24 protein-coding genes are annotated in these 22706 nt (G+C 63.5%); 7 read left to right on the forward strand and 17 right to left on the reverse strand.

Features of this window, described 5'->3' with window-relative positions; genetic code table 11:
* Window positions 1-71: 71 nt before the first annotated feature.
* Window positions 72-839, reverse strand: a complete 768-nt coding sequence (locus IVA82_RS22355) for a serine acetyltransferase (RefSeq protein ID WP_247390658.1) — start codon at window positions 837-839, stop codon at window positions 72-74.
* 430 nt (window positions 840-1269) lie between these two features.
* Here IVA82_RS22355 and IVA82_RS22360 point away from each other — a divergent pair, with 430 nt between their 5' ends.
* Window positions 1270-2433 carry an acyl-CoA desaturase gene (locus IVA82_RS22360; RefSeq protein ID WP_247390659.1) on the forward strand — a complete coding sequence of 388 codons (1164 nt, stop codon included), beginning with the start codon at window positions 1270-1272 and terminating at the stop codon, window positions 2431-2433.
* A 157-nt stretch (window positions 2434-2590) separates the two neighbouring features.
* On the opposite strand, the gene IVA82_RS22365 is transcribed toward IVA82_RS22360, so the two are convergent.
* The 5 genes from IVA82_RS22365 to IVA82_RS22385 all read right to left on the reverse strand — a co-directional run bounded on the left by IVA82_RS22365 (window position 2591) and on the right by IVA82_RS22385 (window position 5478).
* Window positions 2591-3073 (reverse strand): DUF2852 domain-containing protein, encoded by a 483-nt coding sequence (locus tag IVA82_RS22365; RefSeq protein WP_247390660.1) that lies wholly within the window; start codon window positions 3071-3073, stop codon window positions 2591-2593.
* 120 nt (window positions 3074-3193) lie between these two features.
* Complete coding sequence (locus IVA82_RS22370; RefSeq protein ID WP_247390661.1) at window positions 3194-3934, reverse strand: TetR/AcrR family transcriptional regulator; 741 nt, start codon at window positions 3932-3934, stop codon at window positions 3194-3196.
* A gap of 86 nt (window positions 3935-4020) precedes the next feature.
* Window positions 4021-4386, reverse strand: a complete 366-nt coding sequence (locus tag IVA82_RS22375; protein WP_247390662.1) for a hypothetical protein — start codon at window positions 4384-4386, stop codon at window positions 4021-4023.
* Between the two features lie 77 nt (window positions 4387-4463).
* Complete coding sequence (locus IVA82_RS22380; protein ID WP_247390663.1) at window positions 4464-4871, reverse strand: YciI family protein; 408 nt, start codon at window positions 4869-4871, stop codon at window positions 4464-4466.
* Between the two features lie 241 nt (window positions 4872-5112).
* Window positions 5113-5478, reverse strand: a complete 366-nt coding sequence (locus IVA82_RS22385) for a nuclear transport factor 2 family protein (protein ID WP_247390665.1) — start codon at window positions 5476-5478, stop codon at window positions 5113-5115.
* A gap of 249 nt (window positions 5479-5727) precedes the next feature.
* Here IVA82_RS22385 and IVA82_RS22390 point away from each other — a divergent pair, with 249 nt between their 5' ends.
* The 3 genes from IVA82_RS22390 (at window position 5728) to IVA82_RS22400 (ending at window position 7831) form a co-directional block, all read left to right on the forward strand.
* A complete protein-coding gene (locus IVA82_RS22390; RefSeq protein ID WP_247390667.1) occupies window positions 5728-6516 on the forward strand; it encodes an SDR family oxidoreductase in 789 nt (262 codons plus the stop codon).
* A gap of 45 nt (window positions 6517-6561) precedes the next feature.
* Window positions 6562-6984, forward strand: coding sequence for a hypothetical protein (locus IVA82_RS22395; RefSeq protein ID WP_247390750.1), 423 nt, complete (start codon window positions 6562-6564; stop codon window positions 6982-6984).
* A gap of 502 nt (window positions 6985-7486) precedes the next feature.
* Window positions 7487-7831, forward strand: a complete 345-nt coding sequence (locus IVA82_RS22400) for a hypothetical protein (protein ID WP_247390670.1) — start codon at window positions 7487-7489, stop codon at window positions 7829-7831.
* 110 nt (window positions 7832-7941) lie between these two features.
* Here IVA82_RS22400 and IVA82_RS22405 read toward each other — a convergent pair whose 3' ends face one another.
* The 4 genes from IVA82_RS22405 to IVA82_RS22420 form a co-directional block, all read right to left on the reverse strand.
* Window positions 7942-8355 carry a VOC family protein gene (locus tag IVA82_RS22405; RefSeq protein WP_247390671.1) on the reverse strand — a complete coding sequence of 138 codons (414 nt, stop codon included), beginning with the start codon at window positions 8353-8355 and terminating at the stop codon, window positions 7942-7944.
* A 38-nt stretch (window positions 8356-8393) separates the two neighbouring features.
* A complete protein-coding gene (locus IVA82_RS22410; RefSeq protein WP_247390673.1) occupies window positions 8394-8930 on the reverse strand; it encodes an SRPBCC family protein in 537 nt (178 codons plus the stop codon).
* Window positions 8931-9163: 233 nt separating this feature from the next.
* Window positions 9164-10465: an RNA polymerase sigma factor gene (locus IVA82_RS22415; RefSeq protein WP_247390675.1), complete on the reverse strand. Its 1302-nt coding sequence runs from the start codon at window positions 10463-10465 to the stop codon at window positions 9164-9166.
* Window positions 10462-10830, reverse strand: a complete 369-nt coding sequence (locus IVA82_RS22420; protein WP_247390676.1) for a YciI family protein — start codon at window positions 10828-10830, stop codon at window positions 10462-10464. Before IVA82_RS22420 ends, IVA82_RS22415 begins: the two co-directional genes overlap by 4 nt.
* Before the next feature lie 143 nt (window positions 10831-10973).
* Here IVA82_RS22420 and IVA82_RS22425 point away from each other — a divergent pair, with 143 nt between their 5' ends.
* Both IVA82_RS22425 and IVA82_RS22430 read left to right on the forward strand, forming a co-directional pair.
* A complete protein-coding gene (locus IVA82_RS22425; RefSeq protein ID WP_247390678.1) occupies window positions 10974-11939 on the forward strand; it encodes a glyoxylate/hydroxypyruvate reductase A in 966 nt (321 codons plus the stop codon).
* A gap of 296 nt (window positions 11940-12235) precedes the next feature.
* On the forward strand, window positions 12236-14203 hold the full coding sequence (locus IVA82_RS22430) for a methyl-accepting chemotaxis protein (RefSeq protein WP_247493526.1): 1968 nt from the start codon (window positions 12236-12238) through the stop codon (window positions 14201-14203).
* Between the two features lie 161 nt (window positions 14204-14364).
* On the opposite strand, the gene IVA82_RS22435 is transcribed toward IVA82_RS22430, so the two are convergent.
* On the reverse strand, window positions 14365-15045 hold the full coding sequence (locus IVA82_RS22435) for a TetR/AcrR family transcriptional regulator (protein ID WP_247390682.1): 681 nt from the start codon (window positions 15043-15045) through the stop codon (window positions 14365-14367).
* A gap of 112 nt (window positions 15046-15157) precedes the next feature.
* Here IVA82_RS22435 and IVA82_RS22440 point away from each other — a divergent pair, with 112 nt between their 5' ends.
* Window positions 15158-15802 (forward strand): glutathione binding-like protein, encoded by a 645-nt coding sequence (locus IVA82_RS22440; RefSeq protein WP_247390684.1) that lies wholly within the window; start codon window positions 15158-15160, stop codon window positions 15800-15802.
* Between the two features lie 47 nt (window positions 15803-15849).
* Here the strand turns inward: IVA82_RS22440 and IVA82_RS22445 are convergent, their stop codons facing one another.
* From IVA82_RS22445 to IVA82_RS22470, 6 genes are all read right to left on the reverse strand, one after another.
* Complete coding sequence (locus IVA82_RS22445) at window positions 15850-16620, reverse strand: transporter substrate-binding domain-containing protein (protein WP_247390686.1); 771 nt, start codon at window positions 16618-16620, stop codon at window positions 15850-15852.
* 37 nt (window positions 16621-16657) lie between these two features.
* The gene (locus tag IVA82_RS22450) at window positions 16658-17008 is read right to left on the reverse strand and encodes a cytochrome c (protein WP_247390688.1); all 351 of its coding nucleotides are present in this window, start codon (window positions 17006-17008) and stop codon (window positions 16658-16660) included.
* 104 nt (window positions 17009-17112) lie between these two features.
* Entirely contained in the window at window positions 17113-18825 is a 1713-nt protein-coding gene (locus tag IVA82_RS22455) for a PQQ-binding-like beta-propeller repeat protein (RefSeq protein ID WP_247390690.1), read from the reverse strand.
* Between the two features lie 930 nt (window positions 18826-19755).
* Complete coding sequence (locus tag IVA82_RS22460) at window positions 19756-21060, reverse strand: TRAP transporter large permease subunit (RefSeq protein ID WP_247390692.1); 1305 nt, start codon at window positions 21058-21060, stop codon at window positions 19756-19758.
* A 34-nt stretch (window positions 21061-21094) separates the two neighbouring features.
* Window positions 21095-21688 (reverse strand): TRAP transporter small permease, encoded by a 594-nt coding sequence (locus IVA82_RS22465; RefSeq protein ID WP_247390693.1) that lies wholly within the window; start codon window positions 21686-21688, stop codon window positions 21095-21097.
* Window positions 21689-21692: 4 nt separating this feature from the next.
* Window positions 21693-22691: a TRAP transporter substrate-binding protein gene (locus IVA82_RS22470; protein ID WP_247390695.1), complete on the reverse strand. Its 999-nt coding sequence runs from the start codon at window positions 22689-22691 to the stop codon at window positions 21693-21695.
* Window positions 22692-22706 lie beyond the last annotated feature (15 nt).

The raw sequence follows: 22706 nt of genomic DNA on the forward strand, positions 1-22706 counted from the left end.
GGACGCCGATCACGATTGCCGTCTTCATTGCACTCGCCGAAAGATTGAAAGCCGGTGGTTCGATCGGCGGCTCAGGCCGCAGAGGCAGGTTCAGGGCAATTGGTCAGCCGCGCGGGATTGCCGACCGCCGTGCAGCCGCCGGGCACGTCTGACGTCACCACCGTGCCAGCGCCGATCTTGGCAAAATCGCCGATCGTGATGTCGCCGAGAATGGTCGCGCCGGAACCGACGAACACGCCGCGGCCGATGCGAGGCGAGCGCGTCGGCAGTTCACTGCTGCGGCCGATGCTGACGTTCTGGAGAATGGTGGCCTCGTCGCCGATCGCCACATTGGCGCCGATCACGATGCCGGTGGCGTGGTCGAGATATACCGACGATCCGATGCGTGCGGCCGGATGAATGCTGACCTGCAAGACGTTCGACGCCTCGTTCTGAAACAGCAACGCCGCGTCGGCATGGTCGTGACTCCACAGCCAATTCGAGACGCGCCAGGCTTGCAGCGCCACATAACCCTTGAAATTCAGCAACGGCGGCAACAGGCCGGCGATGGCGGGATCGCGGATCACGATGGCCTGCAAGTCACGACTTGCCGCCTCGATCAGACCCGGCTGGCCGCGAAAGGCGTCGCGGGCAAATGCGGTGAAGCGTGCGCACTCGGACGCGCTGCCGCCGAGCCGGCGTCCAATCAGATCGGACAAGGCGGCGACGAAATCGCCGTGGGCGAAGATGGCGGCCGCAAGGACAGAACCGAACACGGGATCGGAAGCGGCCGCGCGTTGCGCCTCGCCGCGTATTTGCTGCCAGAGGCTGTTGCTCATCACGGTCGCAGCTCGCGCCATCGCCGCCTCGCTCCTCGTCATGGATCGAATATAGGCCGTTGGCGCTCCCGCGCACCAGGTTGCGTCGGCGGCAGCCGCGACCCCGCACCGCAGCTTCCGTGAGACTACGAGCTTGCATGCCAGATATGTGCAACCATATAATTGGTCGGGTTTCGGCCAAGAGTGTGTCGGCCAACGACATCTCAGCCAACGACTTGGCCAAGCTGCATATGAACTCGATGGGCAACTCGACCCCGGACAATCTGCACGCCCTGTGAGCGGCGACCAACTTCGCCGCACTGCTTGACCAGGGATGTACCATCAAAAACATCTCGTTCAAGACCCCGCGGTGGTCCGCCACCCCAGGGATTTTCGCACACGGGACGCCTTGGCGCGTCTGAGCAAATTCCACGCCCGCCTCATCCAAGGTCACGCAAGGTCACGCTGAAATATGTCGCCCAACGCCCCCGCCGACGACCATCACGACGACGTCATGTATCCCTCCGCCCTGCCGTTCCTGCTGGTCCATCTCAGCTGTATTGCGGCCATCTGGACGGGCATCACGTGGCAGGCCCTCGCGATCTGCGTGTCACTGTACGTCGCGCGGATGTTTGCGATCGGAGCAGGCTACCATCGCTATTTTTCGCATCGCGCGTTTGCGACCAGCCGAGTCTTTCAGTTCATCCTGGCCTGCCTCGCCCAGAGCACTGCGCAGAAGAGCGTTTTGTGGTGGGCGGCCAAGCATCGACACCATCATCTACATTCCGATACTGAAATCGACGTGCATTCGCCGCGTCACCGCGGTTTCCTGTACAGCCATGTCGGCTGGATTTTCTACCGGCAGCACGACGCGACCGATCTGGTGAAAGTCGGCGATCTTGCGGGCTATCCGGAACTGATGTGGCTGCATCGACTGGAACTCCTGCCGGCGGTCGCGCTTGCTGGGCTCTGCTTCCTGATCGCTGGCTGGTCTGGCCTGGTCGTCGGCTTCCTCTGGAGCACGGTGCTGCTCTATCACGCGACCTTCTGCATCAACTCCCTTGCCCATGTGCATGGACGCAAGCGCTATGTGACCGGCGACGACTCCCGCAACAACTGGCTGCTGGCATTTTTCACCCTCGGCGAGGGCTGGCATAACAATCACCACGCCTACCAGAGCAGCGTGCGACAGGGCTTTCGCTGGTGGGAAATCGATGTGACCTATTACATCCTGAAGATCTTGTCCTGGATCGGCATCGTCTGGAACATGAAGGCGCCGCCCGAACAGGTGCTGCGCAACGAGCAGCCGCTCGGTGCTCGCGTGATCAACCGCGCGGCTCGCGAACTGGCCGGACGGTTCGATGCACAGACTCTGGCGGATGCGATCTCGTCGGCACGGCGCCGCGCCGATCTGGCCCAATTGCAATGGCCGACGCTGCAGGAGATCCTCAATCGCGCCCATGAAGGCGTCGATGCGCTGACGCATCTGCATTTGCCGAAGATACCGACCCGCGACGAGTTCCTTGCCGAGGCCAAGGCGATGTTCGCGCGAACGCGTTCGCTCAACGAGATCGTGGATCACGCCTACGAACATTTCCTGACGTCGGTTCGCGCACAGCTTGCCACGGCGAGCTGACCAAGACGCTCTGAACGTCGCGGCCGCCAGCCGCATTCCCCTCAAAACAAACCGCCCGCCTGCGGGGTGCGCAGGCGGGCGGCTCGGGGCCATCAGGACTTTGGGGGCGTGCGCCTGAAGGCTTTGCGAGATGTCGGCTTCCAGGCCGGCCTCCGGATCAACCTTGCGGCTGGTCGGTCGGCGGCGGCGGCGTCGGACGGGTCTTGTGCTGCGCCATGAACTGGTCGAACTCTTCCTTGTCCTTGGCGTGGCGCAGACGGTCGAGGAAGTTCTTGAACTCGACCTGCTCCTCCTCGAGCCGCTGCAGCGTCTCGGTGCGATACTCGTCGAAGGCACGGTTGCCGCTCGAGGGCGGGCCGAAGCCAAAGCCGCGGCGCTCCATACGGCCGCGCACGCGGTCCATCTTGTACTGCATCCGCTCCATCTTGTTCTGCCAGCGATCCGAGTGACTCCAGCACGACATTCTTCTGCTCCCGAGTGTGAAAAAGAGAAGGGCAAGTCCGATCGGCCACCAGATGATGAAGCCGAGGATGGTCACCGCGATCCAGCCGGGGTGCCAGGGCGTATCGAGCATGTGAGGGCGCTCGTAGTGTTGGTCCGAAGGGCCGCGCCATCGATTGACATCAGCGGTGTAGGCCATTTCCTTCTCCATGACGGCATCAGCGCCGTTGTGAATGTAAATAACATTCACATAGCTAAATCATCCCGCGATTTTGTCAAGCCGACCGTCAAACACGGTCTCGGCATCATTCGCGCAACTTTATTTCGGCTTGCCCCAGGGACCGCCCGGCGGCACTCCAGAACCGGAGGATGCCTCCGGTGGCACCGGCGGCGGCTCGGCGCTTTTCGCGGGCGGACGCCGGTCGGTCGGGAAGCCAAGCCCGCGCAGATAGATCAGCACCTCGGCTTCAAGCAGTTCATCCGGCGACATCGGCAGTTTTCGTCGCGCCGCATCGCCACGCGAGAACAGCGAGGCCACGCCGTGCGCCATCGACCAGATGTGCAGCGCCATCATCAGCGCCGGCGGTCGCGGCGTGCCGGGAGGTGCCAGGGCCGCAAGCCGTTCGGCCGCAGCGCGAATGATGTTGAAAGCGCGTTCGCTGGCAGCCTGGAGCGCCGGATTGGCATCGACCGGCAGGCCCGATTCGAACATCGCGTTGTAGAAAGCGGGCTCCTCGCGGGCAAAAGCGAGATAGGCTTTGCCGACGCGTTCGAACGCCGTGACCGTATCGGGCCGGCCGTCGTCCCAGGCCGCGGTCAGGCGCGCTTCGAACTGCTCGAAGCCGCGCTGTGCGATCGAGGATAGCAGTTCGTCACGATCGCGGAAATGGCGGTACGGCGCGGCGGCGCTGACGCCGGCCATGCGCGCGGCATCGGCGAAGGTGAACCCGGCGGCGCCCTTCTCGGCGATCAATCCGAGGGCGGCCTGCAACAAGGCTTCCTTCAGATTGCCGTGGTGATAGCCGCGCTCGGCGCGGCGCGTCTCCTTGCGCCAGCTCATGTGAACGGCTTTTACATGAGCTGGACGTGAAGGTCACTAGCGCAGGCGGGATTTGATTAACTGCATGTCCCGTAGTTGCGGGGCGACTAGCGGCCCGGGATCGGCAACACCGGCATGACCTCGATCGCTTCGCCCGGGAAGATCGTAAAGTGCGGGTGGTTCTTGAACAGCTCTGCGGCGGCTTCCTGCGAGGCGGCGCGGACCACTGTGAAGCCGGTCAGCGCATTGCTGACCTCGGTGACGCCGCTGGCGTCGATCCTCCGGGTCTTGCCGAGCGGGCCGCCCAGCTCGACGATGACGGCCTTGTGCTTCTCGACCCAGCCGTGCCAGGCGGCCAAGCCCTCCTGCTCCTTCGCCTTCCGTTCAGCCTCAGGCATCGCCTGCCAGGCCGCCATTTTCGTGCCGGTCATGCTGCCGAGATAGATGGCAAGAAACGTGTGTTCGGTGCTCATAGGCGTCTCCTCAGGTTTGATTGGTGGGCAAAATCTCGGGCTTCGGCCGTGGCCGCCGCCTTGGCTATTTGACTTGGCTATTTGGTCTTCAGGTCGGCAAACCCGGCGGCGGCCTCCTGCACCTCCGGCGGAAAGTCACTCATCTCCTGCACCTGCCGGATCTCGATGATTTCGTTGGGCGAGGCCGGGCACTTCTTCGCCCAGGCGATGGCTTCGTCGCGCGAGGCGACCTCGATCATCCAGTAGCCGCCCAGGACTTCCTTGGCCTCGGCGAAGGGACCGTCGGTCACGATCGGCTCGCCTGTCGCAAACGAGACGCGCGCACCCGTCGACGGCGGATGCAGGCCGTCGAGCGTGATCAGCACGCCGGCATCCTTCAGCGCCTCATTGTAGCGCATCATCGCGGCGACGCGCTCGGGATCGAGTTGAACGTCCGGCGGCGCGGTCTCGTAACCGAGCGGGATCATCAGCATCATGAATCGCATGGGGACTTTCCTCGTTTGCCTCATCATTCCGGGATGCGCAGTAAGGCGCAGGCCCGGAATCCATTCATTCCATGGCGGCCAACAACTGCCGATGGGGGCCGAGCTGGCTCGCACTCCCCTGTAAGACGAGCGCCCTCTTCCAAAACCGACACCGGACTAGAATTATTTTGGAGGCTATGGCCCGGAGGTTTTGGCCCGGAGGTCTTTTCAGAAGCCTTGCGTCGAAGATCTTGGCCGCCCGCTAGCGCGACTGCGGTACGAAGCGGCCGTCCTGGAAGGCGGCGCCGAAATAGACCTCGATGCGGCGCACCTTGCCGCCTTCAAATGTCAGAAACTCGGTGTTCCGAAAGCTCCTGCCATCCGTTGCCAGGCAGCGATAGGTGACGAAGGCCTCGTCGCCGGCGACGAAGATGCGCTCGATGTCATGACGCGCGATCCAGCCGGTATCCCTCCAGCAGTGTTTGAAATATGTCGCCTTGTCGAGATCGTCATCGAAAGGGCTGGTGAAGCGGAACTCGTCGGCCAGCGCGTCGGCAACCTGTTGCTGGTCGTTGGCGAGGTAGACGGCAAACAGCTTCCGGATCAGGCTCTCGCGGTCGTCAGGCATCGATCGGTCTCCTCGGCAACACCCCGATGGAAGACGATGCAGCAACGGCCGTTCCGACATCGCGCCAAGCATTGCGTCGGCGGAACGCAGGATATCTTCGGCAACTTGCGCCGCGGCCGGTCTGCAGTCGCGCCTGCTCCGCTCAATTGGCGGGACTGGCCCTTTCTCATCAGAGCCAAAGCGAAGTAGAAGTAAAGGAGCCAGCGCTCGCGCGCAACCGACCTCCCGGACCCAGGATAGATCAGCAAAATGCCGCAAGCCCCGCAAAACGTAGCCCTCGTCACCGGAGCCGCGCGCGGCATCGGGCTTGCGACCGCGAAAAAATTTCTGGCCGAGGGCTGGCGGGTGGCGCTGCTCGATATCGAGCGCGAATTGCTCGGCCGCGCGGTCGCCGAGATCGACCAGGGCGAGACGACGCTGGCGCTGACTTGCGACGTCTCGGACGTGGCCTCGGTCGGCGCCGCGATCAAGACGATCGAGCGGCGGTTCGGCCGGCTCGATGCGCTGGTCAACAATGCCGGAATTGCGGTGTTCGCGCCGCTGATGGAGACGCAGGACGCCGACTGGCGCCGCGTGCTCGAAGTCAACCTCACCGGCCCATTCCTCTGCACCAAGGCGGCCGTGCCGTTGATGCGCGACGGCAGCGGCGGCGCCATCGTCAACATCACCTCGATCTCGGCGGTGCGCGCCTCGACGCTGCGCTCGGCGTACGGAACCAGCAAGGCGGGGCTCGCGCATCTGACCAAGCAGCTCGCGGTTGAGCTCGCGTCCCTCAACATCCGCGTCAACGCGGTGGCGCCGGGGCCGGTCGACACTGCGATGGCGAAGCAGGTGCATTCGCAGGAGATCCGCGCCGACTATCACGATGCCATTCCACTCAACCGCTACGGCCTGGAAGAGGAACTCGCGGAAGCGATCTTCTTCCTGTGCTCGGAACGGTCCAGCTACATCACCGGCCAAATTTTGGCCGTCGATGGCGGCTTCGATGCGGCCGGCATCGGTCTGCCGACGCTGCGCGGGCAGCGCCGCAATGGGTAGGCCCCGGGGATCGAGTTCGTGGAGCGTTCCATGCATATCACGACGATGGTCAAGGCCTGGGCGCTCGCAGCCGTAATGTTCGCCGCCACACCCGCTGCCGCCGAAATCCGCATCATCCAGAGTCCGGGCGGCCAAGTCGGGACGTTCCTCGATCTGTTCGAGAAGGTGCGCGAAAGCGGCGAGCGCGTGGTGATCGACGGGCCCTGCCTGTCCGCTTGCACGCTGGTGCTGAGCATCGTGCCAGGCGAGCGTATCTGCGTCACGAAGCGCGCCGCGCTCGGTTTCCACGCGGCACGCTCGGTCGACCGGCGCGGGCGGTTCTATGCCGAGCCGGAGGCGTCCGAAGTGGTGCTGCAAGCCTATCCAGGTCCGGTGCGCGACTGGATCAGCCGCCACGGCGGCCTCACGTCGCGGTTGCTCGTATTGAAGGGGCGCGATCTCGCCGCGATCTTTTCGCGCTGCCGATGACGATTCGACGGCACGCAGCAGCGTGACGCAGATCAACACGCCGGCTTGCGAGCGCGGTCGCAGCCGCTGGCTGGCTCTACGTGCTCGCAGAGGGAGCCATGATCGTCACAGACTGGTTGTTCTTCTAAAGGAAAGTCTGAACCAACGGCGCCAGCTTCATGCTTGCGCAGATCAGCATTCCCCAAAGAGCAAAATTGATTTGCAGCGCCGCCGCCATCGGTCGCTCCCCTTCCAAGTCACGTCCCACCCTAGTTTGTAGATTTTATGAATCACAATTAACGATTCTGACGCGGAGTTCACAGCCCAATCTTGCGCCAATTGTTGTGCGATGCGGTCCGCATCTTTTCACGAAGCGGCCTCACTGCTCTCGCAATGTAGTGCGAAGCGTGATTCGATATTCGGCCATGCCGGCTAAGTGTTTCCCTTGAGTTCCATTGACCGACGCGATGCAAAGTTTCCCACGTGGATTTTTGCGTGACACGTACTGCACCGAAGGCCCGGCATGATGCGACCCGGCTTGATCCTGCTCATTTTCTGCGCAGCGATCGCGGGATGCACGGTGGCGCCGGCGCAGGAGCGCCGCCCCATCGCATGGGACGGCCTCGGCCAGGATCCGAACCGGCCCTCCGTCACGAAGCGTCGTGTGGTGAATCCAGCACCCGCCGCGAGCGATCCCAATCGGGAACGGGAAAGAGTGCTGGCTACGTTGCGCCCGTACTCCGATGCATGGTGGGCAGTCCATGACGAGATCGAAGCGGAGAATGACAGGCAGCTCGGCACGAAGCTCGTGATCTGCCCTCGCTGCGTTCCGCCGCCAAGCGAAGAGGTGACGGGATCGGTCCGTTGAGGGAACCCGCGGCCGAGCGCACGCACTGACTACTCATGTGCCTCCCCTCTCCTGCAACAACGCAGAGAGAGGGGGGCGCCAGTTGATGCATCGGGTGATCACGCCCGCGCTCACATCCCTTCCGCCGGGCAGTTCACCATCCAGGGAATGCCGAACTTGTCGACGCACATTCCAAACCCTTTGGCCCAGAACGTCTTGCTGAAGGGCATTGTGACCGAGCCGCCGTCGGCAAGCGAGTTAAACTTGCGCTCGGCCTCCGCGACGTCGGCGACCGTCAGCGAGACCGAAAAGCCCTGCGGCTTCTGAGCATGCTCGGGCGGCGCGTCGGAGGCCATCAGCACGCTGCCGCCGGGCAGCGACATCCGTGCATGCATGATCGTCTTCTCGCGGCCGGGTGCGGCGGGCGCGTCCGGCGGTGCGTCGGAGGCGCGCATCATCGCATCGATCTTTCCGCCGAGAACCTTGGCGTAATAGTTGAACGCCGCTTCGCAGGTGTCCTGATAGAACAGATAGGGATTGAGCATCGTTTCTCTCCTTGTTCACTTTCTGGCAGTGACGCTCGCTACTTCTCGGCGAGCTTCTTCAGGCTGGCGAGGCCGGCCTCGAAGTCCTTGCCGATCATGCTGTCCATGTTGATGAAGACCTGCATGACCTTGGACATGAACGGTGCCGGACCATACATCGCCCATGTGACCAGTGTTGCATCGCCTTGCGGCACAAAAGCGAACTCGGCGGTGTTGTGGCCTTCGAAGGGACGTTCGAAATCGAGCTTGATACGAAGCTTCGACTGCGCGTTCGCCTCGAGGATCTCCATATGGCCGGCGCCGACATTGTTGTTGCCATCCCAGGCATAGGTCGCGCCTTTGCCCTGCGCGGTTCCGCCGAAGGTCCGCTTCATGGCGGGATCCCGCCCCTCATAGGGCGACCAAGCGGTCCAGCGGTGGAAATCGGCGACCTGCGGATAGATCGCATCGGCCGGCGCCTTCACGGCGAGGCTGCGTTCGACACGGAAGGTGTCGGACTTGGTCAGCGCGAGCACGAGGACGGCAGCAATACCGACCGCGAACACGACGGCAACGATGGCAACTGCTTTTAGCATCAATGGCTCCCGGGATACAGGCTTAGGACGAAGTGGACGGGCTAGGGCCGACAACACGGAACAGAACTTTTTTGGCATGCTGCCAACCTCGCGTCATGCCCGGGCACAGCCGTTCGAGGGACGGCGTCCCTTCCGCTCGCCTATGTCCCGGGCATCCACGTACTTGGAGAGCAAGACAGAACCTGGATGGCGGGGACAAGCCCGGCTATGACGACGTTGATGTAAGCACCGCCCTACTTCGCCTTTGCGCCCTGCCTGGCGCCGCCGTTAACGTCCTTTGGCTGGCTATCCCTGATCAATCTATCAATGTGCATGCGGATGTGGGCGGCCTCGGCCGATGTGTTGGCGAGCGCGATGGCACGGTCGAAGGCGACGCGGGCTTCGTCGTTGCGGCCGAGCTGCATCAGGAAGGCGCCGCGCACGCCATAGAAGTGAAAGTAGTTAGCAAGCTTCGGCGCCAGCGGCTCGATCAGGTCCAGCGCGGCTTGCGGTCCCCGCACCTTGGAGACCGCGACCGCACGGTTGAGCGTCACCACCGGCGAGGGCTGCACCAGCTCCAGCGCGCCGTAGAGCAGATCGATCTGCGCCCAATCGGTCTCTGCCGGCGTCGCCGCGCGCGCATGCAGCGCGGCGACCGCGGCCTGAATCTGATAGGGCCCGCTGCGGCGGTGGCGCATCGCCTTGTCGATCAGCGCCAACCCTTCCGCGATCAAGGTGCCGTTCCACAGCGAACGGTCCTGGTCGTCAAGAAGAATGAGCGAGCCGTCGTCGGCAAAGCGCGCGTTGCTGCGCGCATGCTGCAACAGCAGCAGCGCCGTCAGCCCCATGATCTCCGGTTCGCTCTGGAATAGCCGCAGCAACAGCCGCGCCAGCCGGATCGCCTCCTCGCACAGCGGCTTGCGGATCTCCGCGGTATCGCCGCTTGCCGAATAGCCTTCGTTGAAGATCAGGTAGATCATCGCCGCGACGCCGGCGAGCCGCTCGGAGCGCTCGACCGCGCCGGGCGCCTCGAACGGCACGCCGGCCTCCGCGACCTTCGCCTTGGCGCGGGTGATGCGCTGCTCCATCGCAGCATCTGACACCAGGAAGGCGCGTGCGATCTGCTTCACTGTCAAGCCCGATACGATGCGCAGCGCGACTGCGATCTGCTGCGTCGCCGGCAGTTGCGGATGGCAGCAGATGAACATCAGCCGCAGGATGTCGTCGCGATAGTGCGAGCCATCGAGCCGATCGGCGAGCGCGCCTTCGGCGTCGTCGAGATCGGAGATCGCCTGGTCGTCTTCCGGCAACGGCGCCTGCTTGCGCGCGCGGCGGACCTCGTCGATCGCGACGTTGCGGCCGACCATGATCAGCCAGGCCGCAGGGTCGCGCGGCGGTCCATTCTGCGGCCAGGTCTTCAGCGCGCGCAGGCACGCATTCTGGAACGCCTCTTCCGCAGTATCGAGATCGCGGAAGTAGCGGAGCAGCGCGCCGACGGCCTGGGGGCGCGCCGAGGTCAGCGCGGTCTCGATCCAGGCAGTATCGGCCTCGCTCACGTCAGATTTCCTCCGGGCCTGAACACGCCGACGGGGCGCACTTCGTAGGCGCCGCCGGGATTAGCGGCACCAAGGTCGTGCGCGACGTCGAGCGCGTCGTCGAGATTCTTGCAGTCGACGATGTAGAAGCCGAGCAATTGCTCCTTGGTCTCGGCATAGGGACCATCGAGCACCAGCGGCGGGTCCTCCTTGCGCAGCGTCGCCGCCGCGGTGGTCGGCAACAACCGCGCCACCGGCCCGAGCCGGCCCTCCTTGGTGAGCTTGTCCTGCACCACGGCGAGCTTCTTCATCACGGCCTGGTCCTGGTCCTTGCTCCAGGAGCCGACGAAGTCCTCATCGTGATAGCAAAGGATGGCGTAGAGCATGGGTCGTACTTTCCTTGAACTCTTGTTCTGAAGACGAACCAATATGCCTCGCCCCGACAGGATTGCGGAAATAATTTGCAGGAAAAATCCGCCCGTTCGTGCCAAGGAGGGCCTTTCAAAGCGGAACCGACGAGGCACCTGGAATGACCAAAGGCACACTGGCCGTCCTGATCAACAGCACGCAGCAGAACTGGCTGCCGGAGCGCTGGAAGGCCCGGTTCGACGCGGTCTGTGGCGACCGCCGCGTGGTGCTGCTGCCCGATGCCGGGCTCGATCCCGCCGAAGTACACTATGCCGCGGTGTGGAAGCCGGTGCCGGGCGATCTTGGCGCCTTCCCCAACCTGCGTGCGATCTTCAATCTCGGCGCCGGCGTCGATGCTCTGATGGCGGACAAGAGCCTGCCCGATGTGCCGCTGGTCCGCGTCGCCGTGCCCGACCTCACGGGCCGCATGACTGAATATGTCGTGCTGCACGTGCTGATGCACCATCGCCAGGAGCTTTACCTGCGGCAGTCGCAGCGCGAGAAGCGCTGGGAGCCGAAATATCAGGGGCCGGCGAGCGCCGTCACGGTTGGCATCATGGGGCTCGGCACACTCGGCGCCGACGCGGCCGACGTGCTGCGACGGCTCGGCTTCTGTGTCGCGGGCTGGAGCCGCAGTTCGCGTGTCATCGAGGGCGTCGCGTGCTTCCACGGCGCCGCGCAGATAGATGCGTTCCTGCGCGCGACCGACATTCTGGTCTGCCTACTGCCGCTGACGCCGGACACACGGGGCATTCTCAACCGCGATGTGTTCGCAAAGCTCAACCGCAAAAGCCCGCTCGGCGCGCCCGTCGTGATCAATGCCGGCCGCGGCGGCTTGCAGAACGAGGACGACATTCTCGCCTGCCTCGACGACGGCACGCTGGGTGCCGCCTCGCTCGACGTCTTCGTCCAGGAGCCGCTGCCAAAGGACAGCCGGTTCTGGACCCATCCCAAGGTGGTGCTGACGCCGCACAACGCCGCCGACACCGACGCCGAAGCAATCTCGGCCTACGTCGCCGAGCAGATCGCGCGGTTCGAGGCCAGCGGCGCGCTGGAGAACGTGGTGGACCGGGCAAGGGGGTATTAGGCGCCCGGGATTTCGGAGAACGCAAGCGTCTCACTTTCAGTGTCGTCCCGGCGAAGGCCGGGACCCATACCGCGGAATCTACCGGGTGTGGGCGGTAGGAGTCCCGAACGACGGGTCTTCGCCAAATTGCATCCTGTGGTTATGGGTCCCGGCCTTCGCCGGGACGACATTCTTCATTTGGCTCGAGCCGTCGTCCCAAATGACCCGCACAACCACCACGCTCTCCTCCCCGTTCACCCTCTCTTAGCGAGAAGTTGATAGACGTTCTTAACCAACGCTCAAAGAACGAGTCGGACATGCGGGCGACACTCGGCCTCAGGATGCGGATCACGGTTGCGCTGGCAGTGACGGCGGCGGCGACCGCGCTGTTCGCCGTGCTCGGGGCGATGTGGATCATCGCAGGTATCATCGATCGCGCCGACCAGCGCGAGCTGCGCAGCCATTACGACGCCCTGCAATCGCGCATCGCCGAGGAATCGCACCGCGCCGCCGCGATGAGCGCGGTGGCGGCAGCGATGCCGGCGACGCAGGAGGCGATGGCAAAGCAAGACCGCGAGGCGCTGGTGCGGCTGTTCGGGCCCGTGTTCGCGGCCATCAAGTCGGACTATGGCGTCGATCAGTTCCAGTTCCACGTGCCGCCGGCGACCTCGTATCTGCGCGTGCACCAGCCCGCCAAATTCGGCGACGACCTTTCGGGCTTCCGCAAGACCGTACTTATCGCCAACCAGGAGCGCAGGGTCGTGGTCGGCCTCGAAGGCGGGGTCGCCGGACTCGGGATTCGCGGCGTGGTGCCGATCGCGCAAAGCGGCAAGCATCTCGGCAGCGTCGAGTTCGGCCTGACCTTCGGCCAGCCGTTCCTCGATGACTTCAAGACCAACCGCCACGTCGACGTCGCTTTCCATCTTGCCGACGGCAGCGGCTTCAAGCTGTTCGGCGGCACGCTGAAGGGCAGGAGCTTCTTCGATGCGGCCGAGTACGGCCACGCCACCGAGGGTGGCTTCACCGTGCGGCGGGCCAAGCTCGAGGGCACGCCGGTCGCCGCGCTGCTTGGACCGATCAAGGACTTTTCCGGCAAGCCGCTCGGCGCGGTCGAGCTGGTGATGGACAATGGCGATTACGAGGCCTCCGCCGACCGCGCCTGGCTGCTGGCGATCGGCATCGCCGCGCTCGGACTCGTGCTGGCGGCGATTGTCGGCTATCTCATTGCACGGAGCATTTCGCGCCCGATCCTGTCCATCACGTCTGTGATGCGCGAGCTCGCGGAGGGCCGGCTCGACGTCGCCATCCCCGCCAGCAAGGCGAATGACGAGGTCGGCGCGATGATGAAGGCGGTTGCGGTGTTCCGCGACGATGCGCTGAATTTCAGCAAGCTGCAGGCCGACCAAGCCGATGCCAAGACGCAGTCCGAAGCGGAGAAGGGGCGCGCCTTCGCCGCGCTCGCCGACAATTTCGAGGCCAGCATCCGCGACGTCGTCACCACAGTGTCCGCGGCCGCGGTCGAGATGGAGCATACGGCGCGCTCGATGTCTGATTTCGTCGAGCAGTCGCGGCAACAGACGCGCACAGTGTCATCGGCCTCGGCGCTTGCCTCGGAGAACGTGCAGACGGTCGCGGCCGCCGCCGAAGAATTGTCGTCGTCCATGACCGAGATCAGCCGGCGGCTGGCGCATGCGACCGAAGTGGTGGGCAAGGCCGCGAGCGACGGGCGGCAGTTCAATGCACGCGTGCAGAGCCTGGCCGAGGCGGCCCAGAAGATCGGCGACGTCGTTTCCTTCATCAGCGGCATCGCGGGGCAGACCAATTTGCTGGCGCTCAACGCCACCATCGACGCGGCGCGCGCGGGCGAGGCCGGCCGCGGCTTCGCCGTCGTCGCCTCCGAAGTGAAGGCGCTGGCAACCCAGACCGCGAAGGCAACCGAGGAGATCGGTGCGCAGGTCACGGCCGTGCAAGGCGAGACCAGTGGCGCCGTGGAAGGCATCCAGTCGATTTGCGCGACGATTCAGCAAGTCGACGAAATATCGGCCGCAATCGCTGCCGCCGTCGGCCAGCAGGGCACGGCAACCCAGGAGATCGCGCAAAACGTCCAGCAGGCCGCGGCCCGCACCGGCGAAGTCTCGCAGAATATCGCCGGCGTCACCGACGGCATCGCCGCCACGGGCACGGCGGCGGAGGAAGTGCTGGGCTCGGCGGTCGAGCTGTCGAAACAGTCGCAACGGCTGCGCGACGAGGTGGACCGCTTCCTCGCACATATCCGCGCGGCGTAGCGGATGCGGGATATCTCACTACAAACTCGTTGTCGTCCTGGCCTCTAGTGCGCAATTGCGCACGGGGGCCGGGATCCATACCGCGTGATCCATCGATAAGGCGCGGTGCAAGTACCGGTTAAACACTTAACCGAGAGTCTTCGCCAAACTACTCCCTGTGGTTATGGGTCCCGGCCGTCGCCGGGACGGCGGCTTGACTCTAGGCCCACCATCATATCGATCGCCCCCTTCACGATTGCCTCCAGCTCCTTGCGCGGCACGCGGGCACGCGAGCGGATGGCGATGGTGTGGACGGTGGCGGACGCGAGTTGCGCCAGCACGGTTGGATCGGCAGTCTCGGGCAGCTCGCCCTTTTCCTTCGCGCGGCGGAAGCAATTGGCAAAGGCCTTGTCGAGCTCGGACAGACCCTCCAGCACCATGGCGCGGATGTCGGGATCGCTGACTGCTTCGGATGCCGCGGTGACCACCGTGAAGCAGCCGCGCGGACCGGTCTCGCCTGAGAGATAGATGTTCAGCGCGCAGGCGAAGATGCCCTCCAGACGCTGTCGCAGCGGCATCTCTTCGCGAAAGATCTCGGTCATCGAGGCGCGCGCGTCGTCGCGGTAGCGCTGGTAGCTCTTGATGTAGAGCTCGCGCTTGTCGCCGAAGGCGCCATAGAGGCTCGGCCGGTTCATGCCGGTGGCTTCGCTCAAGTCATCGAGCGAGGTCGCGGCAAAACCCTGCGTGCGGAACAGGTCGAGTGCCTTGCCGAGCGCGACATCGGGCTCGTAGGCACGCGGGCGGCCACGGCGCTTGGGCTGCTCGGATGCCACTGCGGGCGGCCCCTTTGATTTTTGTACCATCTCGCAAAATAATCCTTGACCATCGATATAATATGCAAGACAGTACAAAAATCAATCTGGCCAGGTTGAGTTCCGAGGAAATGCCCCAGGGAATTTACCCAAGGAGACAACGATGGATCTTTATTTCTCGCCGCTCGCCTGTTCGATGGCGACCCGCGTCGCGCTGTATGAAGCTGGCGCCAAGGCGAACTATCTCGAAGTCGATCCGCCGACCAAGACGGTGCTGAACGACGGCTCCGACTTCCGCACTGTGAACCCGATCGGCCTCGTGCCGACGCTGCGCACCGACGAGGGCGTGGTGCTGACCGAGAACGCGGCAATCCTGCAATATGTCGCGGACCTGTTCCCGCAGTCCGGCATCGGCACGCGACCCGGGATCGATCGCACGCGGCTGCACCAATGGCTCTGCTTCATCGGCACCGAGCTGCACAAGGGCCTGTTCGTGCCCGTGCTCGACCGCAAGGCGCCGCAGGAAGCAAAAGCCTACGTGCTGGAGAAGAACTTGTCGCGGCTCGACTATCTCGACAACTACCTGAAAGGCCGCGACTTCCTGCTCGATCATTTCAGCGTCGCCGACGCCTACCTCGTTACGGTGATCAACTGGACGATGGCGACGCCGCCGATCGAGCTCGCGAAATGGCCAAACGTGAAGGCCTATTACGAGCGTCTGCGGCAGCGGCCTTCGATCGCGAAGGCGATCGCGGAGGAGTTCGAGCTGTACAAGGCCGAGCAGGCCCGGAAGAAGGCGGCGGCGTAGCGACATTCGAGAGATCGTCCCGGCCACGGCGGCCGGGACGATAGCTGCTATCTCGGCGCTTGCAGTACGACCCCGTAGCGACCGTATATCCGATCGATCGCGCCGTCGTTGCGCAACCGTTCAAGGGCTCCATCGATGGCTTCGCGCAACGCATCATCCGGGCGGACCATGCCGACGGCAACGTTCCAGTTGAGATCGGTTACGCTCTCGTCACGATCCAAGATGCGGAGTGCCTTGTCCGGATGCGTCAGATTGAAATAGCTCGCCGCCGTGGGAGTAACCGCAGCGGCATCGATCTCATGATTTAACAGGGCATCGAGGCTGTCGCTCTCGAAGCCGAAGGTCGATGTAGGCACGTGCCGCCGACTGATGATCATGGCCGCGACGGATCCGACCTGCACCCCAACCTTGGTATGCTCGTTGAGGCTCTGGAACGAGGCCAGCGTGCTGGATGGCGGTACGGCGAGTGCGACGCCCGTGCGATAATACGGTTTTGAGATCCTCAAGCGGGTTTCGCCTTGCGCCTCGCGGTCGGCAATGACATCGAGAAGGATGTCACAGCCGGCGCTCCGCATCTGGTATTGGGTGATGATCCAGTCGAGCCGCAGCGAGACGCCGAGCTCGCGTGCCAGCGCCTGGCCCAATTCAACCTGAAAGCCGGGAGGATCGCCGGCCTTGCTCGCGAACGGAAGCGAGTTGGGATGGGCGCATAACCCGAGTACGCCGGACGAACGGATCGCGTCCAGGGTTCGCGCCTGCACCGGCGCCCACAGTCCGATGACGGCACCGACCATAAGAAGCGAGAGAATCGCCTTCATTCCGCGTCCTCGCATCGATGCATCGGGCCTCGGCGATTCAGCCCTCGTGCGGCTTCAAGGCACGGATATATTTGATGATCTGGTCGATCTGCGCGTCGGTGAAGGCCCCGCCGAATGCCGGCATCGCGCCAGACTTGCCGTTCTTGATGCGGTTGTGAAGAAAGTCGTCGTCGCGTGGCGAATTCATCAGTTGCGGTCCCTTGCCGGCGGCCCGGCCGCCGTCGGAGTGACAAAAGCCGCAAGTCCCCGCGAACAACTGCTCGACGTCGAATGTCCCGTTGTCCGGTGCGGGGGTAGCAGACTGCGCTTGAACCGGTGCAGCACAGAGCGACGAGGCGCCCAGCACCGCCGATAGCAGCGCGGTGAACTTCTTCAAATGCAATTTCAAGATATCCAGCTCCATGTCCTGAAGCATTCATGTCCTGAAGCACGCCCGCAACTTCAATGCACGGGGAGCAAGCTTGCACCTGCTCCCCGGCAATCTGTGACGGCCTATTTCAGACTGAATACGACGAGCGCCCCGTCGTCACGCGGCATGCTCTTGTAGACGCCGCCGAAGTTCGGCGCGTACTCGTCCGCCAGCATGCCGCCAAAGCCTGCGGCCACGGCAATGTACTGTTTGCCGTTGATGGAATAGCTGACGATGCCGCCCTGATGGCCGGTGCCGTTGTTGTGATTCCACAGCTCGGTCCCGGTTTCAGCATCGTAGGCATGAAGGATGCCGCGGGAGTCGGGCACGAATACGAGATTGCCCGCAGTCGACAGGACACTCCCGAGCGGCGGCTCGGGATAGCGAACCTCCCACTTCTTGGCCCCGGTGATGGGATCGCGCGCATCGAGATGTCCATAAATCTCGCCGCCCGGAGGGGGGGCCATCTTGAAATCGGCGCCGATGTTGAGCTGGACCTGGGGCGTGGTGACCGGCGTCGTCTTCTGGACGTCGAGCGTCATGCACCATTCCTGGCCGATCTTGTAGTAGAGGCCCGTCTTCGGATTGTACGAGCCCGCGTTCCAGCTGACGCCGCCACCAATGAATGGGCACAGCGGCGGTTCGGTGACTTTCCCCGCGGTGAAGTCGCGGCGGCCGATCAGAGCGCCCGTCTTGTCAATATCCTTGACGAAATTGATATTCTCAACGAGCCGCCAGACATTCTTCACGGCGAGATTGCGGTCGTAGACGAAGACGAAACCGCCCTTGTTCGGATGGACCACGAACTTTTGGCCGTCACGTTCCAACATCACAAATTCGCCGACGGCGCTGTCGAAGTCCCAGGCGTCGTGCGGTAACTCCTGATGATAGAATTTCAGCTTTCCGGTATCGATGTCGAGACCGATCACTGAACTCGTATAGAGATTGTCGCCGGGACGCGCACCTTGCGTCTTGTAGTCGGCGCCCGACCAATCGTAGAGCGGCGCCGGATTTGCGGTGCCCCACAGGATGGTGTTGGTCTCGGAGTCGTAAGTGCCCGGCATCCAGCCGCCGCCGCCGCCCGTGCGCCAGGAGTCGCTTCCCCACGTCTTCATGGCCTCGTCGGTGCCTGCAACCGTCAGGAACTCCCACTTCTTCTTTCCAGTCGTGGCATCCACGGCGAAGATCGGGCCGCGACCCGGCCATTCACCACCTTGCGCTCCGATGATCACCGTACCCTTCGCGTAAAGCGGCGCACCGGTGAAACCGACCGTGAGCTTCTGCGAGTCGATCAGCCTGGTTTCCCAGAGGACCTTCCCCGACTTCATATCCAGACCGAGAAGCCTGCCATCCATGGTGCCGACAAAGACCTTGCCCTCGCCGAGCGCCACGCCGCGGTTGTAGGGAGAATGGGTCTGGCGGGCGATCAGCACCTCGTCCAGTTCCGGAAAATGGGACCAGATCACCTCGCCCGTCGCGCCGTTCAGCGCAAAAACCCGGCTGTAAGAACCGGTGTAGTAGAGCACGCCATCAGCCACGAGCGGCATTGATTGCAGGCCACGGGTGGAGCGTCCAGGAATATGCATCCAGGCGACGCTCAGATTGCCGACATTGCTTGCATTGATCTGCGCGAGCGGGCTGTAGTGATAGGACTTGTATGAACCGTGATAGGTCAGCCAATCGTTCTGACCGGCGGTCTCGATCCGCGCAGTATCCACCGATTGAGCCAGGGCTGACGACGCGATCAGCATCGCGCCGATAACAAGAAGACCTGAATTTCGCCACCGCTTTTTCATGTGCACGTCCTCCCACTTTTGCAATTATTCGACTGCATCTTTTCAAAGGCCGACTGCGTGGTGCGATTACGTTCAGTACCCGTCGGTTTCTCCCTGTACGGGCTCCCAGCAAGTTTCGATCTCTCCAGCGAAGATCGCCAAAGAAGCTACGAAGCTACGTTTGTTGGACGGGGCTGCTATTGCCTCCTCGGCAGTTAGAGTACGCCGGATCACATGGAGTGCAATGGCGATGCGCATGCGATAGCCGTCGTGGAACGACAGGCCAGCTTACCTTTGCCTTTAGCGAACCACATTCAAAGGAGCGACTGGTGGCTTGCCGCAGTACGGCGCCATCAACTGCGGCATTGGCTGGCCGGTAGACAAAAGAAAACCCCCGTAAAGCGGGGGGAGTCAGCGTCGTGGTCTGTAACTCGCCGTGAACGGAAGGCTAGCAGTCTGGCATTCCGGCGGGGCGTGCCGAAGCATTGGCGTTGGCGCTGGTAGCGGAAGAAGGAGCAGTAGAAGAAGAAGTAGTAGTGCCAGAGCTTGCTCCCGGCGATGTTGTTGAACCAACCGTAGTATTTCCAGACGGTCCAGTTGCAGTGGTGCCACTCATGTCGCGGACCACCTTACTGCTCACGTCCCAGCATTGCTTGAGATCGTGACCGCTCGACCCACCCGTCGAAGTTCCTTGCGCGTTTGCGAATGTGCCGCCAGCTAACATTGCGGCGCTGACCGCCGCCGACAGAAGAAGCTTCCTCATGAATTGATCTCCTCCATCATGAGCCGGCTGGAGTGCCGACGCTTCTCAATGCCGACGCGCCATCCAACGTTCCCTCGCAGTGCGGGGCATGTCCAAATAAAGAACTTTCTGCACCTTCGACATCACGGCGGCCGGCAAACTCGGTGTGTATTGCCCTCTTCTCCCGACCTCACCAAGGTGGCGCAGGTTTATCCGTATAGCAGCCGCGGCAGGATCGTGACGATGCCGGGCCAGAGCGTCAGCAGCAGAACGAAGCCGATCATGATGAGGAGATACGGCATCGTCACGCGCGCGATGTAGCCGAGCCCGTCGTCGGTCAGGCCCTGGATCACGAACAGGTTGAAGCCGACCGGCGGGGTGATCTGCGCCATCTCGACCGCGAGCACGAGGAAGATGCCGAACCAGATCTCGTCGAAGCCCGCTCCCTTCACGATCGGCAACACGATCGGCAGTGTCATCACGATCATCGAGAAGCCGTCGAGGAAGCAGCCGAGGATCAAATAGAAGACGATCAGCGCGACGATCAGCATGAAGGGCGACAGGCCGAGCCCCTTCACGAAGGCGGCGACCGCCTGCGGAATGCCGAGGAAAGCGGCCGCGTTGCCTAGGATCGAGGCGCCGAGCACGATCAGCGCGATCATCGAGCAGGTGACGACCGAGCCGATCAGCACGTCGCGGATCACCTGCTGCGACATCGCGCCTTGTGCCCAGGCGACCAGCGCCGCGCCGAGCACGCCGACGGCGGCGGCTTCCGACGGCGTCGCAAGCCCGCCATACATCGAGCCGAGCACACAGGCGATCAGGAACAGCGCCGGCGCGAGGTCCTTCAGTGCGGCGAAGCGTTCGCGCCATGGCACCTGCGACAGCTTCGCCTCGGTCTCCGGCACCAGCGTGCCGTCGAGCGTCGTGTGCAGCATCACCCAGCCCATGAAGGTGGCGGCCAGCAACAGGCCGGGCAGCACACCTGCCGTGAAGAGCTTCAGGATCGAAACGTCGCCGAGCACGCCGTAGATGATCATGATGTTAGACGGGGGAATCAGGAAGCCGAGCGTGCCGGCGCCTGCAAGCGAGCCGATCGCGATGTCGCGCGAATAGCCGCGGCGCACGAGTTCGTTGAGCGACATGCGGCCGATCACCTGCGTAGTCGCCGCCGAGGAGCCCGAGATCGCCGCGAAGATGGTGCAGCCGATCACGTTCACATGCAGAAGCCGGCCCGGCAGAAGCCCGGCCCATGGCGCCAGCCCCTGGAACAGCGAGCGCGACAGCCGCGTGCGGAACAACAGTTCGCCCATCAGGATGAACAACGGCAGCGCCAGCAGCTCCTGCGTGGTCAGGATATTCCAGGCGTATTGCGGCAGCAGCTTGTCGAGCGGGATCGAGCGGAACATTGCCAGCAGCAGCGTCGCGGTGAGCGCCAGCGTCAGGCCGATCCACACGCCTCCCGCCAGCAGCGCGAACAGGATCACGAACAGGCTGACGACTTCGATGGTCATGAAATCCGGTATCCGGTAGCAGGCGCGAGCGCGGTCATTCGACGGGAGAGGCCTTCATGCGGTGATCCTCCAGCGGCAGGCCGAGCACCGCCTGGATCGCGCGCGCCAGGAACTGGAGCGTGAGCAGCAGCATCCCGAACGTGACGACCGCTTGCGGAAACCACAGCGGGGTGTCGCTCGAGGTCGACACCTGGCCGCGGACGAACGCGCCGAAGGCGAATTTTGCCATGGCCGAGGTCAGGAAAGCCATGAAGGCGAAACCAGCCGCCGCCGAAAGTACTTCCATCGCACGCTGCACCGGCGGCGGCACGTTCTTCAACAGCAGCACGACCCGGATGTGGCCGCCGACGCGCAGCGTCATCGCCGCGCCGAAGGTGAACGATGCTGCCATCAGGTAGGAGGAGTATTCCCAGGCGATCGAGATCGTCGGCGGAAAGAACCACAGGAAGTTCGAAAGGAAGCGGGTTGCGACCTCGCACAGCATCAACAACGTTAGCGTGAGCAAGCAGCCGCCCCCGATCCAGCCGTCGAGCCGGCCGAGCCGGTCGATGCCGTCGAGTAGGAGACGCAGCGGCGCCGGTGCCGCTGCGTTCAGGCTTTGTGGAGCTGGAGGCACGACGCTCGCCATCACCTCAGCGCTTCATTTCGGCGAGATAGGCCCGCACCGGCTTGTCTGCCGCCGGCGCGCGCTTGAGGAAAGCGTCGAGCTGCGGCGCGGTCTTGTTGCGGATGTCGGTCATCATCGCATCCGAGACCGGCACCACCTCCATGCCGCCCTCCTTCAGGCGGTTGAGGCTGTCGACGTCGGCCTTGAGCGAGTTTGCCCAGAATGCCGGCTCCATCTTCGCGGCAATGCCGGAAACCAATTGCTGCTGATCGCCCGAGAGCGCCTTCCAAGAGTCGAGATTGACGGTAAGCATCTGCGACGACCAGACGTGATTGGTCGGGTAGATGAATTTCAAGAATTCCCAGAATTTGCCGTCCACGCCCGACACCGCCGAAGTTGAGACGCCTGAGACCGCGCCGGAGGCCAGCGCGGGAATGGTCTCGCCCCAGGGGATCATCACCGGTGCCATGCCGACCACCGCCAGCATGTCGACGGCATTCTTGTCGGGCACGCGGATCTTGATGTTCTTCAACCCGTCGACATCGGCGATCTTCACCTTGAGGTGCAGATACTGCGTCGGCCACGGCACGATGTAGAGGATCTTCTGATTGTTGCGCGCGGCGACTTTCTCGTATTCGGGCCGCACATATTTGTGCAGCACCTTCAATTCGTCCATCGAGCTGCAAAGGAACGGGATGCTCTCGACGCCCATGAAAGGCTCGTCGCCAACCTGCTGGATGTTGAGGACGTCGGCGAGCGGCACCAGGCCGTCGCGCACTGCGCGCAGGTGCTCGGGTCCCTTGAAGCCGAGCTGGCCGCCGGCCTTCACGGTGATGGCGACGCCGCCGCCGGTCTGCTTCTTCACTTCCTCAGCAAAAGCGAAAGCGTTCTGGGTGTGGAAATTGCCGTCGGGCCAGACCGTCGACATGTCCCAGCTCACCGCCGCAGCCCGCGCGCGGGTCGAGATATGGCCGGCGGCGAGCAGCGTCGCTGCGCCCGCGGTGAAGCTCCGTCGCGTGATCATTCCGTCTCTCCGTTC

Origin of the sequence: Bradyrhizobium sp. 142 (assembly GCF_023074015.1) — a bacterium.
Lineage (GTDB): Bacteria > Pseudomonadota > Alphaproteobacteria > Rhizobiales > Xanthobacteraceae > Bradyrhizobium.